General features: G+C 64.0%; 12 protein-coding genes. 2 read left to right on the top strand and 10 right to left on the bottom strand.

Features of this window, described 5'->3' with window-relative positions; all coding sequences use genetic code 11:
- Together P5705_RS09230 and P5705_RS09225 are read right to left on the bottom strand one after the other, a co-directional pair.
- Nucleotides 1–579 carry a hypothetical protein gene (locus P5705_RS09230; protein WP_277460520.1) on the bottom strand — a complete coding sequence of 193 codons (579 nt, stop codon included), beginning with the start codon at nucleotides 577–579 and terminating at the stop codon, nucleotides 1–3.
- On the bottom strand, nucleotides 545–1,288 hold the full coding sequence (locus P5705_RS09225; RefSeq protein WP_277460519.1) for an SURF1 family protein: 744 nt from the start codon (nucleotides 1,286–1,288) through the stop codon (nucleotides 545–547). The genes P5705_RS09230 and P5705_RS09225 overlap by 35 nt, the downstream gene beginning before the upstream one ends.
- Nucleotides 1,289–1,351: 63 nt before the next feature.
- Here P5705_RS09225 and P5705_RS09220 point away from each other — a divergent pair, with 63 nt between their 5' ends.
- Nucleotides 1,352–1,555 carry a twin transmembrane helix small protein gene (locus tag P5705_RS09220; protein WP_277460518.1) on the top strand — a complete coding sequence of 68 codons (204 nt, stop codon included), beginning with the start codon at nucleotides 1,352–1,354 and terminating at the stop codon, nucleotides 1,553–1,555.
- Between the two features lie 85 nt (nucleotides 1,556–1,640).
- Here the strand turns inward: P5705_RS09220 and P5705_RS09215 are convergent, their stop codons facing one another.
- From P5705_RS09215 to coxB, 4 genes are read right to left on the bottom strand one after another with little or no spacing between them, the layout of a single operon-like run.
- The gene (locus P5705_RS09215; protein ID WP_277460516.1) at nucleotides 1,641–2,528 is read right to left on the bottom strand and encodes a cytochrome c oxidase subunit 3; all 888 of its coding nucleotides are present in this window, start codon (nucleotides 2,526–2,528) and stop codon (nucleotides 1,641–1,643) included.
- 16 nt (nucleotides 2,529–2,544) lie between these two features.
- Complete coding sequence (locus tag P5705_RS09210) at nucleotides 2,545–3,102, bottom strand: cytochrome c oxidase assembly protein (RefSeq protein WP_248918130.1); 558 nt, start codon at nucleotides 3,100–3,102, stop codon at nucleotides 2,545–2,547.
- 10 nt (nucleotides 3,103–3,112) lie between these two features.
- Nucleotides 3,113–4,702 (bottom strand): cytochrome c oxidase subunit I, encoded by a 1,590-nt coding sequence (ctaD, locus tag P5705_RS09205; RefSeq protein ID WP_240064132.1) that lies wholly within the window; start codon nucleotides 4,700–4,702, stop codon nucleotides 3,113–3,115.
- Nucleotides 4,703–4,733: 31 nt separating this feature from the next.
- A complete protein-coding gene (coxB, locus tag P5705_RS09200) occupies nucleotides 4,734–5,861 on the bottom strand; it encodes a cytochrome c oxidase subunit II (RefSeq protein ID WP_277460515.1) in 1,128 nt (375 codons plus the stop codon).
- A 379-nt stretch (nucleotides 5,862–6,240) separates the two neighbouring features.
- Here coxB and P5705_RS09195 point away from each other — a divergent pair, with 379 nt between their 5' ends.
- Complete coding sequence (locus tag P5705_RS09195) at nucleotides 6,241–6,882, top strand: hypothetical protein (protein WP_011531510.1); 642 nt, start codon at nucleotides 6,241–6,243, stop codon at nucleotides 6,880–6,882.
- A 121-nt stretch (nucleotides 6,883–7,003) separates the two neighbouring features.
- Here the strand turns inward: P5705_RS09195 and P5705_RS09190 are convergent, their stop codons facing one another.
- The 4 genes from P5705_RS09190 to P5705_RS09175 all read right to left on the bottom strand — a co-directional run bounded on the left by P5705_RS09190 (nucleotide 7,004) and on the right by P5705_RS09175 (nucleotide 12,964).
- Complete coding sequence (locus P5705_RS09190; RefSeq protein WP_277460514.1) at nucleotides 7,004–8,539, bottom strand: SulP family inorganic anion transporter; 1,536 nt, start codon at nucleotides 8,537–8,539, stop codon at nucleotides 7,004–7,006.
- 189 nt (nucleotides 8,540–8,728) lie between these two features.
- Nucleotides 8,729–9,448, bottom strand: a complete 720-nt coding sequence (locus P5705_RS09185; protein ID WP_277460513.1) for a carbonic anhydrase — start codon at nucleotides 9,446–9,448, stop codon at nucleotides 8,729–8,731.
- 381 nt (nucleotides 9,449–9,829) lie between these two features.
- Nucleotides 9,830–10,888, bottom strand: coding sequence for a PA0069 family radical SAM protein (locus P5705_RS09180; protein ID WP_277460512.1), 1,059 nt, complete (start codon nucleotides 10,886–10,888; stop codon nucleotides 9,830–9,832).
- Between the two features lie 66 nt (nucleotides 10,889–10,954).
- A complete protein-coding gene (locus tag P5705_RS09175) occupies nucleotides 10,955–12,964 on the bottom strand; it encodes a M3 family metallopeptidase (protein ID WP_277460511.1) in 2,010 nt (669 codons plus the stop codon).
- Between the last annotated feature and the right edge of the window lie 76 nt (nucleotides 12,965–13,040).

The following is a 13,040-nucleotide window of genomic DNA, read 5'->3' as shown; positions in this document are numbered from 1 at the left end:
CTAGCCGATGTTGGACAGCTTGAGCAGGTGGCGCAGGTCGTCCAGCACCTGCTTGCCGTTGGCCTTGGCGTCATAGCGCAGCACCAGGTTGCCATGGGGGTCGACGATCCACAGCTGCGGGCCAGGCTCGCCAACCTTTTGCCGGTAACGCTGGGCGTCCAGCGGATAGCGCTGCAACTGCGGGTACTCACGCTCGAGCACGCCCTGGTAATCGCCATCCAACGCCTGGGCCGAAGCCAAGGCATGGCTGGCGCGGCTGGCGTCGCGGCCCAAGCCGATCTGGATCTGCCGGGCCAGGTACACCAACTGCCGGCAGTCTTCGGCGCAGGCCTCGGGGGCGCTGACCAGCAGTTGCCACCGTTCATCCTGGGCATCGATGCCGATGTCGGCGCGGCCCAGGCCATTGCCGATCATCACGCCGTGATAGCTGCGCCCATCCGGCACCCAGAACTGCAGCTTGTACATGCTGGTGGCGAGGATCATCGGCCCGAGCACGACGGACAGGATCAGCAGCAACTGCAAGCGCCCGCGGGCCTTGCGGCCCTCAGGTGCGTGCAATGGACTCGTGGCGGCGGCCATGGCGGTTCTCCTTGTCGTTGTGATGCCAGCCGAAATAGAGGTAGAGCAGCAGCAATGCCGTGGCCAGGGCGAACCACTGCACGGCATAGCCCAGGTGCTTTTCAGGCCCCATGGCGACTACCGGCCAGCCCAGCCGATAGCTGGCCGGACCCGGTTGCAGGCGCAGTTCATGGGCGAAGCCATCGCGCCCCAGTTGCTGCCAGAGCACGGCCGGGTCGATGGCGGTGAGCAGATGCGGCCACCCGCCTTCGGTCGAATCGGGGTGGAGCTGGAACGTCTTGCCGGGCGCGACATACACCGAGGCCTCGAGCGCCAGCGGCTGGCCGGGGGTATCGAAACGCACCGGCACGCGACGATCCGGCCAGGGCAGCCAGCCGCGATTGACCAGCAGCCACTGCCCGCTGGCCTGGTCGTGGAAGGGCTGCAGCAGCTCGACGCCAGGTTTGCCATCGCGCAGCTGGTTATCCAGCAGCAGGCTGTGCTCGGCGTCGAAGCGACCATAAAGGTGTACGGGGTAGAAGGCGGGATCCGGCAACTGGCGCAATTGCGCGGCGGCCACCGGCGCCTCGATCTGGCGCTCGGTGTAGGTATCGACCAGGGCACGCTTTTCGTCGGCGCGGCGTAGCTGCCAACAGCCGAGCGAGAGCAGCCCCGGCAGCAGCGCGAGCACCACCAGAGTCGGGACCCAGCCCGGACGAAACGGCCTCATCGGGGCCTCGTCGGGGCAACCGCTATACTTGATCTCATCACCGCATCCCCCCGGAGTAGCGCCATGCTCAAGGCCGCGATAGTCCTGATGCTGCTGGCCACGGTCGCCAGCCTGTTCAGTGGCCTGGTATTCCTGGTCAAGGACGACGACCATTCGACCCGCCTGCTCAAGGCCCTGACCGTGCGTGTCACCCTGGCGGCCCTGACCATCGGGCTGGTGGCCTGGGGCTTGATCAGCGGCCAGCTGGTCTCGCACGCCCCCTTCTGAAATCACCACCACCCCCTGTAGGAGCGGCTTCAGCCGCGATCACCCGCAAAGCGGGTGCCACCCGGCTTCGCGTCTGAAGCCGCGCCTACAGCACATACACAAAGATGAACAACCCCACCCACACCACATCGACGAAGTGCCAGTACCAACTCGCCGCCTCGAACCCGAAGTGCTTCTCCGGGTTGAAGTGCCCCCGCAGCACCCGGCAGAACATCACGAACAGGATCACTGTCCCCAGCGTCACATGCGCGCCGTGGAAGCCCGTGAGCATGAAGAACGTCGCGCCATAGACCCCCGACCCCAGCGTCAGCCCCAGCTTGGTGTAGGCCTCGTGGTACTCGTAGGCCTGCAACGCCAGGAACGACAGCCCCAGCAGGATCGTCAGCCCCAACCACAGTTTCAGCGGGCCGCGATGCCCCTTGCGCAAGGCGTGGTGGGCGATGGTCACGGTCACGCTGGAGCTCACCAGCAGGATGGTGTTGATCAACGGCAGGTGCCACGGGTCGATCACTTCCTTCGGCGGCGGGAACAGTTTCGGATCGGGCGTATGCAGCAGTGGCCAGACAAACTCGAAGTTGGGCCAGAGCATGTGCGCCACGCCCTTGTGCCCCTCGCCCCCCAGCCACGGCCCGGCCAGCACCCGCACATAGAACAGCGCCCCGAAGAACGCCAGGAAGAACATCACCTCGGAGAAGATGAACCAGCTCATGCCCCAGCGGAACGAGCGGTCCATCTGCGAGCTGTACAGCCCCGCGTGGCTCTCCTTGACCACCGCGCCGAACCAGCCGAACAACATGTACGCCAGGAACAACCCGCCAACGAAGAAGATCAGCGGCCCGTGGGATTCCGGGTGGCCGGCCTTGAGGTCGTTGAACCAGGTGCCCAGGCCGAACACGGTGATGAACATGCCGATCGTGGCGATGATCGGCCACTTGCTCTGCGCCGGGACGTAGTAATGCTCGTGGCTTGCCATGGTTGATCTCCTTCCCTCAACGGGCGGCCTCGGTCGCGACATGGGCGACCGGGGGGTGGCGAGCGGTGATGTCGAACAGGGTGTAGGCCAGGGTCAGGTGTTTCACCGACTCCGGCAGGTCGCGGTCGACGATGAAGCGCACCGGCATCTCGATGCGCTCGCCCGGCTGCAGCACCTGCTGGGTGAAACAGAAGCACTCGGTCTTGTGGAAATACGCCGCGGCCTCGGCCGGGGTGATGCTGGGGATGGCCTGGGCGCTCATGGGCTTGTCGGTGGGGTTGCGGGCAATGAAGATCATCTGGTTCACCGCCCCCGGGTTGACTTCGAGCTGGTCGGCGGTGGAGTGGAACTCCCAGCTCATGTCGCCGGCATTGGTCGACATGAACTGCACCCGCACCGAGCGTGACGGGTCGCTGACCTGGCTGCCCTCGTATTGCCCGCCGGTCTTGCCGTTGATGCCGAAGGCCTTGCACATCACGTCGTAGATCGGCACCAGGGCGAAGCCGAAGGCGAACATCACCACCGTCAGCATCAGCAGGCGAGTGACCAGGCGTTTGAGCGAAAGGCCGTCCATTGCAAGGCTCCTACTTCACTTCCGGAGGGGTCTGGAAGGTGTGGTACGGCGCCGGCGACGGAATCGACCACTCCAGCCCCTCGGCGCCGTCCCAGGGCTTGGCCGCTGCCGGCGCGCCGCCGCGAATGCATTTGATGACGATGAACAGGAAGAAGATCTGCGTGGCGCCGAAGATGAACGCACCGATCGACGACACCATGTTGAAGTCGGCGAACTGCAGGTTGTAGTCGGGGATCCGCCGCGGCATGCCGGCCAGGCCGACGAAGTGCATGGGGAAGAAGGCCATGTTCATGCCGATGAACGACAACCAGAAGTGCAGCTTGCCAAGGGTTTCGTCATACATGTGCCCGGTCCATTTCGGCAGCCAGTAGTAAGCCGAGGCGAAGATGCCGAAGATCGCCCCGGGCACCAGCACATAGTGGAAGTGGGCGACCACAAAGTAGGTGTCGTGGTACTGGAAGTCCGCCGGGGCGATGGCCAGCATCAGCCCGGAGAAACCACCGATGGTGAACAGGATGACGAAGGCGATGGCGAACAGCATGGGGGTTTCGAAGGTCAGCGAGCCCTCCCACATGGTGCTGACCCAGTTGAACACCTTCACCCCGGTGGGCACGGCGATCAGCATGGTGGCGTACATGAAGAACAGCTCGCCCACCACCGGGATGCCCACCACGAACATGTGGTGGGCCCAGACGATGAACGACAGGAAGGCAATCGCGCCGGTGGCATAGACCATCGAGGTGTAGCCGAACAGCGGCTTGCGCGAGAACGCAGGGATGATCGAGCTGACCGCGCCGAAGGCGGGCAGGATCATGATGTACACCTCGGGGTGGCCGAAGAACCAGAACACGTGCTGGAACAGCACCGGGTCGCCGCCGCCGGCAGCACTGAAGAAGCTGGTGCCGAAATGGATGTCCATCAGCATCATGGTCACCACGCCGGCCAGCACCGGCATCACCGCGATCAGCAGGAACGCGGTGATCAGCCAGGTCCAGACGAACAGCGGCATTTTCATCAGGGTCATGCCCGGTGCGCGCAGGTTGAGGATGGTGGCGATCACGTTGATCGCGCCCATGATCGAGCTGATGCCCATCAGGTGGATGGCGAAGATGAAGAAGGTCACGCTGGCCGGGGCGTAGGTGGTCGACAGCGGCGCGTAGAAGGTCCAGCCGAAGTTGGGCCCGCCGCCGGGGCTGAACAGGGTCGAGACCAGCAGCAGGAACGCCGCAGGCAGCAGCCAGAAGCTGAAGTTGTTCATCCGCGGCAGGGCCATGTCCGGGGCGCCGATCATCAGCGGGATCATCCAGTTGGCCAGCCCGACGAACGCCGGCATCACCGCGCCGAACACCATGATCAGCCCGTGCATGGTGGTCATCTGGTTGAAGAACGCCGGCTCGACGATCTGCAGCCCGGGCTGGAACAGCTCGGCGCGGATCACCATGGCGAACGAACCGCCGAGCAGGAACATGGTGAAGGCGAACCACAGGTACATCGTGCCGATGTCCTTGTGGTTGGTGGTCAGCACCCAGCGCATCAGGCCCTTGGCCGGGCCGTGGGCGTGTTCATGACCGTGGGCGTGGTCGTCGATCACTGCACTCATGTCCTGTCTCCTGCAACCCTAAGGCACCGGTTCATTTGCTTTCCGCCTGCTTGAGCGCCAGCACGTCCTTCGGCGTGACCATGTCGCCCTTGTTGTTGCCCCAGGCGTTGCGCTCGTAGGTGACCACGGCGGCGATGTCGACTTCCGAGAGCTGCTTGCCGAACGCTGCCATGGCGGTGCCGGGCTTGCCGTGGAAGACAATGCTCAGGTGGCCTTCCTTCGGCCCGGTGGCGACCTTCGAACCCTTGAGTGCCGGGAACATCGGCGGCAAGCCCTGGCCCTCGGCCTGGTGACAGGCCACGCAGGTGGTGTGGTAGACCTTGTCGCCACGCTCGACCAGCTCCTGCAGGGTCCAGTCCTTGCTGGTCAGCTCCTTGAGCTTGGCTGCCTCGGCCTTGCGCTCGCCCAGCCAGGTCTCGTAGTCGGCCTTGGACTTCACCTCCACCACCACCGGCATGAAACCGTGGTCCTTGCCGCACAGCTCGGTGCACTGGCCACGGTAGATGCCGGGCTTCTCGATGCGGGTCCAGGCTTCGTTGACGAAGCCGGGGATGGCGTCGCGCTTGACCGCGAAGGCCGGCACCCACCAGGAATGGATGACATCGGCGGCGGTGACCAGGAAGCGCACCTTGGCCCCCACCGGCAGCACCAGCGGCTGGTCGACTTCGAGCAGGTAGTGCTCGTCCTTGGGCGCCTTGTTGTGGATCTGGTCGGCGGGGGTGGCCAGGTTGCTGAAGAACTCGACGTCCTGGCCCAGGTACTTGTAGTGCCACTTCCACTGGTAGCCGGTGACCTGGATGTCGATGTCCGACTCACTGGCGTCGTAGATGTCGATCAGGGTCTTGGTGGCCGGGATGGCCATTGCCACGAGGATCAGGAAGGGGACGACGGTCCAGAGGATTTCCACCCAGGTGTGCTCGTGGAAATGCGCGGGCTGCTGGCCGGTGGAGCGGCGGTGGATGACCATCGACCAGAACATCGCGCCGAACACCACGATGCCGATGATCACGCAGATCCAGAAGATGGTCATGTGCAGGTCGAACACGGCGTGGGAGACGTCCGTCGCCCCGGGAGCCATGTTCACGGTCCATGCCGCCTGTGCCTGACCAAACATTGACCACAGCAACAGGCCCATCCAGACATGTGGATGTCGCATCATTGCGGGTTCCCCTTATCGTTCTTGTAGTCCCGGAGGCGCGGACGACCTTACGACATGGGGGGGAACGGCGGCCAAGACTGCCTGGCTTCGACGACCGAGCCCCCTGCAAACGGCAGTCGGGCCTCATCAACGAATCACGTTTCAAGCGGAGTATAGACACCGACCAATGGTGCGCAATGAAGGGTTTTAAATGATCTTCACCCATCCAAACGTTTGCGCTGAAAGCCGCATGAATACTGGGGCGGGGCACAATGATGGCACATTGATATAGCCAATTTCCTACACGTGTCTCAGAGATATAACAAATGCGTCTTAGGCATTCTCGTAAGCAAGCTAACTTAGTGTCTTCCGTTTGTAACGCCTTGTCCCTGGAGTTGTCATGAACATCGCTGCTGTACGCGAGCAGATCGAAACCGCCCATCAACATGAGAGCCGCACAGGCCAACTGAAAGCCCGCCTCGAACTGCAACTGCCACACCTGCATCCCTCGATCCAACTACCCCAGCAGGATGCCCAGGGTACGCTGGCGCGTTTTGTCGGCGCCTACATCAACGAGGTTCCGGAACTGCTCGAGGCCGCGCATAACGTGGCGCTTGAGGCCGGCATCGAGTCGCAGATCAAACCGGTGCTGAAAATCGCCGAAGCCTACTTCCTGCAGCCGCCCAGCGTGATGGCCGGGCATGTCGGTCTCGACTGCCTGCTGGACGAGGCCTACCTGGCACACCGCCTGGTCGAGGAGGTCAACGACCTGTACATCCGCCATTTCCAGCAGCCGCTGATTCCGGTGGATACCACGGTCGCCAACCTGATCGCCCACCAGTTGATCGGCGAAACCTTCGCCAACCAGCTGGACGAGGTGGTGCACCATTCGGTGGATGAGATGCTCGATGACGAGAGCTTTGCCGCCGAATCGGTGGAGGCTTACCGCGACAAGCTGTCGAGCCCGGAAACCGGCGCGGCGTGGAAGCGCTGGCCGTGCCTGTCGCGCCAGCTCGGGGTCGAGCTGGGGCAGTCGGCTTGAGATTGCAGGGGCCGCTGCGCGGCCCTTTCGCGGCACAAGGCCGCTCCTACAGATGACCGCGATCCCTGTAGGAGCGGCCTTGTGCCGCGAAAGGGCTGCAAGGCAGCCCCAGGATTGCCTGCTAGACCCCAACGCCAGCGGTTGTCCTTAACCTACCCTCGACCCGCCGCTTCAACCGCCGCTCTTCCAGCACCAGCCGCGCCCCCTTGGCCGCGCCACTGCGTCCCCAGTCCTCCAGCAACTCCAGGCAGGAGTGGTCGATATAGCTCAGGTTGCCCAACGGCACATGCAGCGTCGTCCCTTCCGGCACGGTCTCCAGCACCTGGGTCAGCGCCGGCACCTTGAGGAACGTCGCCGCCCCGCTCAGGCGCAGCTCCATGTGCCCCGGCGCATCCAGCGCCACCAGGTTGATCTTCAACCGCGCCGCCTTGAACGCCAGCTTCAGCAAGGTGAGGGCAAAGCCCAGCAGCACACCGGTCAACAGGTCGGTGAAGACAATCGCCAATGCCGTGGCGGCATAGGTGAACATCGGCATCCGCCCATAACGGCCCAGGCCACGGAACGCCTTGAAGTCCACCAGCTTCACACCGGTGTACACCAGCACACCCGCCAGGCTCGCCACCGGGATCTGCTGCAGCACGCTGCTCAACGCGACCACGAAGGCCAGCAACCACAAGCCATGCAGAATCGCCGAAGCCCGGGTCTGCGCGCCGGCCTGCACGTTGGCCGAGCTGCGCACGATCACCCCGGTCATCGGCAATGCGCCGAGCACGCCGCAGAGCATGTTGCCGACACCCTGCGCCGACAGCTCACGGTCGAAATCCGACCGCTGGCCGCTGTGCATGCGGTCCACTGCGGCAGCCGACAGCAACGTTTCGGCACTGGCGATGAACGCCAGGGCAAAGGCCGCTACCAACAACGTCGGGTCGGCCAGCTTGAACAAATCGTCCGGGCGCAGCCAGTCGATGGCTTGGGACAGGTCGGCAGGCACTTGCACGCGGTTGACCGGCAGCGCCAGCCACAGGCTGACGACCGTCATCGCCGCGACCCCGAGCAGCGCACCGGGGATGAAGCGCAGGCGTTGCGGGCGAAAGCGCTCCCAGCCCCACATGATGGCGATGGTGCCCATGCCCAGTGCGCCGGCCTGCCAGCCATTGCCCGCGCTTTCCAGCGGCAGGGCCGAAGCCAGCGTCGCCGGGAAGCCCAGCAGGTTATCCACACCCGACGGCTGCGGCGCCGTGTCGAACATCACATGCACCTGGGACAGCACGATCAGCACGCCGATGCCGGCGAGCATGCCGTACACCACCGCCGGCGCCGTCACCCGGAACCAGCAGCCCAGCCGCAGGCGCCCGGCCAGCAACTGCAGCAACCCCGCCAGCAACAGGATCGGCCCGAGCATGGCCACGCCATGCTGGCGCACCAGTTCGAACACCAGCACCGCCAGGCCCGCCGCCGGGCCGCTCACCTGCAGCGGCGAGCCGGCCAGGAAGCCCACCACGATACCGCCGATGATGCCGGTGATCAGCCCTTTGGCCGGGGGCATGCCGGAGGCGATGGCAATGCCCATGCACAATGGCAGGGCCACCAGGAATACCACCACCGAGGCCAGCAACTCACGCGGCAATGCCGCTTTGATCTGTGTCTTGTTCACCATGACGCTCCTTTCTCAAGTTCACGGCCATTCCTCTGGCCGCAGGCACGGGGATCCCTGAATCGCGCGCAGGCGCGGGCCGCCAGCGGGTTTGCCGGCAAGGCGTCCAGGGAAATTCAAGGCAGGCGAAGGCCGCGCCGCACCCGTTGGGTGCAGCCGGCAATCAAGGTCGTTTCAGCGTGTTCGGGGCGCTTAGTAGCGGCCTCTCGGTGTAGCGGAGGGGATCGAGTCGCCTGCGGTCAGCGGCAGGAAACGGTCGCTGGCGGCATCGTAGGCTTCGATCTGGCTGGTTTCGATATCGTAGATCCAGCCATGGATGTGCAGCTGGCCGGCCGCCAGGCGCGAAGCAACCGAAGGGTGTGTACGCAGGTGATGCAGTTGGGCGATGACGTTCTCTTTTGTCAGCAGCTGCATGCTTTCGTGCTCGCTACCGCAGGAGCAGTTGTCCTCGACCACTGTGCGCGCTACTTCGGCATGGCGCAGCCAGGCGGAAACGGTCGGCATCTTGTCCAGCGAGTGCGGGTTGAGCACCGCGCGCATGGCGCCGCAGTCGGAGTGACCGCAGACGATGATGTGGTGCACGCCCAAGGCCAGCACGGCGTACTCGATGGCGCTGGAAACACCGCCGTTCATCTGGCCATACGGCGGCACGACGTTGCCGACGTTACGGGTGACGAACAGGTCGCCTGGCGAGCTCTGGGTGATCAGCTCGGGGACGATGCGCGAGTCGGCGCAGGTGATGAACATGGCCCGCGGCTTTTGCGCGGTGGCCAGCTTCTTGAACAGCTCTTGCTGCTCGGGGAAGACTTCGGTGTGGAACCGCAGGAAGCCGTCGACGATATGCTTCAGGGCGGCATCGGCGCTTTCGGCGGGTGCGGCCGGGACAACCTTGGATGGGTCCTTGATGGGCATGATTCATCCTCTTGACGGTTTGAAGGTAAGTTCCAGTTTACCGGGGAAAGATTCTGGCTATGCGGGGATTTAGATGACGCGCACAGGCAAATGATCACAGTCGCTATGAACTGGATTCCTACGCTAGCGGAGAAAACTTAACTGAAACTTAATTCTGGAGGCTCTAGAACGGGCGTTCTAGAAGGTCTTGGCGGGTGTTCGATAATAGCAAAAAAGCATCAGTTGCCAATACCCACGACTGATTTTAGTGCCTTGCATTAGCGACGCTAGGTGTAGGAGCGGCTTCAGCCGCGAAACGAGCGACGCGGTGCCTGGCACCGGCTGCGCCGGTGTTCGCGGCTGAAGCCGCTCCTACAGGGATCGGTCAATGTGTGGACACCCTCAAAACAACGCCATCTGCCCGCCTGGCGGGCAGAATGCGCTGCAGTCCAGCTCCAACTGCTCCCGCCTTTCGAACCCCAGCCGCCTGGCCGCCTTGCGAAAGCGCTGCGCCAGCAATTCGGCGAACACCCCTTCACCGCGCATCCGCGCACCAAACCGGCTGTCGTACAACTCGCCACCGCGACTCTGGCGGATCAGGCTCAACACATGAGCGGCGCGCTGTGGATAGTGATCCTGCAGCCACTGCTCGAACAGCGGCGCCACTTCAAGCGGCAGGCGCAGCATCATGTACGCCGCGCTCTGCGCGCCGGCCTCCTTGGCCGCCTCCAGCAGGCGCTCCAGCTCACTGTCGTTGATCATCGGGATCATCGGCGAACACAGCACGCCCACCGGCACACCCGCCTCGCGCAATACCCGGATCGCCCGCAGACGCGCCTTGGGCGCCGCCGCACGCGGCTCCAGCGTGCGCTTGAGTTCGTCGTCGAGGGTGGTGAGGCTGATCATCACCCGCGCCAGGCGCTGGCGGGCCAGTTCGCTGATCAGGTCGAGGTCGCGCAGTATGAGCGAGCCTTTGGTGACGATGGTGACCGGATGGCGGTAGCGCAGCAGCACTTCGAGCAGGCGCCGAGTGAGTTGCTGTTCGCGTTCGATGGGCTGGTAGGGGTCGGTGTTGGAACCGAGGTTGATCGGCGCGCAGACATAACCGGGCTTGCTCAGTTGCTGTTCGAGCACTTCGGCGGCGTTGGTCTTGGCAATCAGCTTGGTCTCGAAGTCCAGGCCAGGGGAGAGGTCCCAGTAGGCATGGCTGGGGCGGGCGTAGCAGTAGATGCAGCCATGCTCGCAGCCACGGTAGGGGTTGATGGAGCGGTCGAAAGGCAGGTCGGGCGAAGTGTTGCGGGCGATGATGGTCTTGGCCGTCTCGATCCGCACCTCGGTGCCCTGGGTGAGCGGGACTTCCTGGTGCCAGCCGTCGTCCTCCACCACTGACAGGCGGGGCGCGAAGCGGTTGTGCGGGTTGTGAACCGTGCCACGGCCTCGTTGCGGTGCTGGCGGAATCATGAGCGGCCCCTTGTACTGTATTTTTATACAGTACAAGGGAGCCAAGCAAACGGCCAGCGCCTTCGGTCAGCTCAGGCCATGCCAGGCAAAGAAGGCATCAGGGCTCGGCTCGCGACCAAGGAACGCGCGCATGCCTTCGTGCAGCGGGCGGGCAGCGCCGCTGTCGAGCAGCGCCGCTTGCAACGCCGCACCGCTGGCGCGATCCAGCAGGCCATTGCGCTGGAACCGGGTGAACAGGTCGAAAGCATGCACATCCGACCAGACATAGGCGTAGTACCCGGCGTCGTAGTAACTCAGCAGATGGTCGAAGGCATGCGCCGGATGCTCATGTTCCTCCAGCGGCCAGAAGCCGCAACGCTCACGCGCTTCGTCCAGACGCTGGCGCAGGCTTCTGCCGTCACTGGGCGTGGCGTGCAGGTCAAGGTCGAACAAGGCCAGGGCCAGGTCGTTGGCAGTTTGCTCGAACGCCGCGCCGCGCAAGCTGGTGAGCAAGGCTTGCAGCGACTCGCGCTCGATTGCCCGACCATCGTCCTTGTGCGCCGAGATCCTCGCCAGGTAGTCCGCATCCCAGGCCCAGCGTTCGAACAGCTTGCTGAAGACCTCGACCCCGTCCGCGCCCAGGTTGCTCACCCCCGAAGCCACATGGGTGGTGGTGCGCACCAGCAGATGGTGCATGGCGTGGCCGAACTCATGGAACAGTTTGAGCAGGCTGGTAGGGTCGAGCAGGGCAGGGCTGCCCTGCGGGACGTCGCTGAAGGCCATCACCACTGCGGGGTGGAAGCGACCCTCCGCATCGACCCGCCGGTTACGCACGTAACGGGTCGCCACCAAGTCGGGCTGCTTGCCGGGATATTGCTCGGCATCCAGGTAGAAATAGCCTACCAGCGCATGGTCGAGCCACACTTCGAATGCTCTGACGCTTGGGTGCCATACCGCCATTGTGCTGGGCGTTGCATCGGCGACCAGCCTCAGCCCGAACAGCGTCTGCACCAACTCGACCAGCGCGTCGATCACTTTCGGCAACGGGAAGAACTCCCGGAAGGTATCCAGGGAGAGCAACTGCCTGGCTTGGCGTTGGAGGGTTTGTAGGTAGCGCCGATCCCAGGGTTGCAAGGCGCCAAGCCCATGCTGGTCCGCCTGCGCCTGCACTGCCTCGCGCCGCTTGATCATCAGCGGCTTCATGCGCGCCGCCAGGTCATGCAGGAAGCGCCACACCTGCTCAGGGTTCCCGGCGCTCTTGGCGCGCAAGCTCAGCGCCGGGTAGTCGGCAAAGCCCAGCAAGCGCGCCTTCTTCTCACGCTGCAGGGCCAGGTTGAGCAAGTGGGTGCCATTGTCCTGCTGCGCATCGCTGCTGACGCCGCGCTGGTGGTGACGACGATAGACCGCCTCACGCAGGCTGCGGTCCGCCGCGTGGTCGAGCAGCGCGTGGGTCGAGCTGACATCGGCGCCGATCAGCCAACCCGACTTGCCATGGTGCTTGGCCTGCTCCGCCAAGGCTTCGCGCATCCTGACGGGTAGCCCCGCCAGCAAGGCTGCAGCGCTGACATGAGTGCCTTCCAGTTGCATGTTTTCGCCAAACATCCAGGCGATTTCCTGGATTTTCTCGTTGATCTGCGCAAGTGTCTGCTTACCTGCTTCATCCAGCTGCGCACCGTGCCTGACGAAGGCATCGCGGTACCACTGCAAGGTGGCACGCTCATGGGCATCGAGGTTCATGCCCATGCGCTCTGCCAGTTGCTGATACAGGTCGCGCAATACCGTGCTGGCCAGTTTTTCATCGAACCGGCTGAGTAACTGCCCATAGGATTCATTGATCAGGTTCAGCCAATCGTCGCCTTGGTAGGCCAAGGGCGACGCCGCCAGCAGCACGGCATTGAGCTGTGCATCCAGCTCATCGATCGCCAGCACCAGGTCATCCCAGGTCGGTAGTTCACGCTGCTGCTCGACGATCCGGGCAATGCCATCGCGGTGGGCCGTGAGGGCATGGGCAAACGCCTCTCGGGTGTTGGCCAGGGTCACTGCGGCGTAGTCGATAGGCGTGGCGCTGGGTTGCAGGAGGGGGTTAACGGAAGACATGGGGACCATCTCGCTCAGTTGAAGATCTGGCGAGCATGGACGGCCACCTGACGCTGGGTGCGTTGCACACCTACTA

This window comes from Pseudomonas entomophila, from assembly GCF_029478665.1.
Classification (GTDB): Bacteria; Pseudomonadota; Gammaproteobacteria; order Pseudomonadales; family Pseudomonadaceae; genus Aquipseudomonas; species Aquipseudomonas entomophila_F.
Note: the sequence above shows the minus strand (reverse complement) of the source record. Positions and strands in the feature narration are given on the sequence as shown.

Coding starts and splice junctions, on each gene's coding strand:
- coxB (WP_277460515.1), bottom strand. CDS start 5,861: ATGATGCGACATCCACATGTCTGGATGGGCCTGTTGCTGTGGTCAATG.
- P5705_RS09190 (WP_277460514.1), bottom strand. CDS start 8,539: ATGGTGAACAAGACACAGATCAAAGCGGCATTGCCGCGTGAGTTGCTG.
- P5705_RS09180 (WP_277460512.1), bottom strand. CDS start 10,888: ATGATTCCGCCAGCACCGCAACGAGGCCGTGGCACGGTTCACAACCCG.
- P5705_RS09210 (WP_248918130.1), bottom strand. CDS start 3,102: ATGGACGGCCTTTCGCTCAAACGCCTGGTCACTCGCCTGCTGATGCTG.
- P5705_RS09215 (WP_277460516.1), bottom strand. CDS start 2,528: ATGGCAAGCCACGAGCATTACTACGTCCCGGCGCAGAGCAAGTGGCCG.
- P5705_RS09195 (WP_011531510.1), top strand. CDS start 6,241: ATGAACATCGCTGCTGTACGCGAGCAGATCGAAACCGCCCATCAACAT.
- P5705_RS09185 (WP_277460513.1), bottom strand. CDS start 9,448: ATGCCCATCAAGGACCCATCCAAGGTTGTCCCGGCCGCACCCGCCGAA.
- P5705_RS09220 (WP_277460518.1), top strand. CDS start 1,352: ATGCTCAAGGCCGCGATAGTCCTGATGCTGCTGGCCACGGTCGCCAGC.
- P5705_RS09230 (WP_277460520.1), bottom strand. CDS start 579: ATGGCCGCCGCCACGAGTCCATTGCACGCACCTGAGGGCCGCAAGGCC.
- P5705_RS09225 (WP_277460519.1), bottom strand. CDS start 1,288: ATGAGGCCGTTTCGTCCGGGCTGGGTCCCGACTCTGGTGGTGCTCGCG.
- ctaD (WP_240064132.1), bottom strand. CDS start 4,702: ATGAGTGCAGTGATCGACGACCACGCCCACGGTCATGAACACGCCCAC.
- P5705_RS09175 (WP_277460511.1), bottom strand. CDS start 12,964: ATGTCTTCCGTTAACCCCCTCCTGCAACCCAGCGCCACGCCTATCGAC.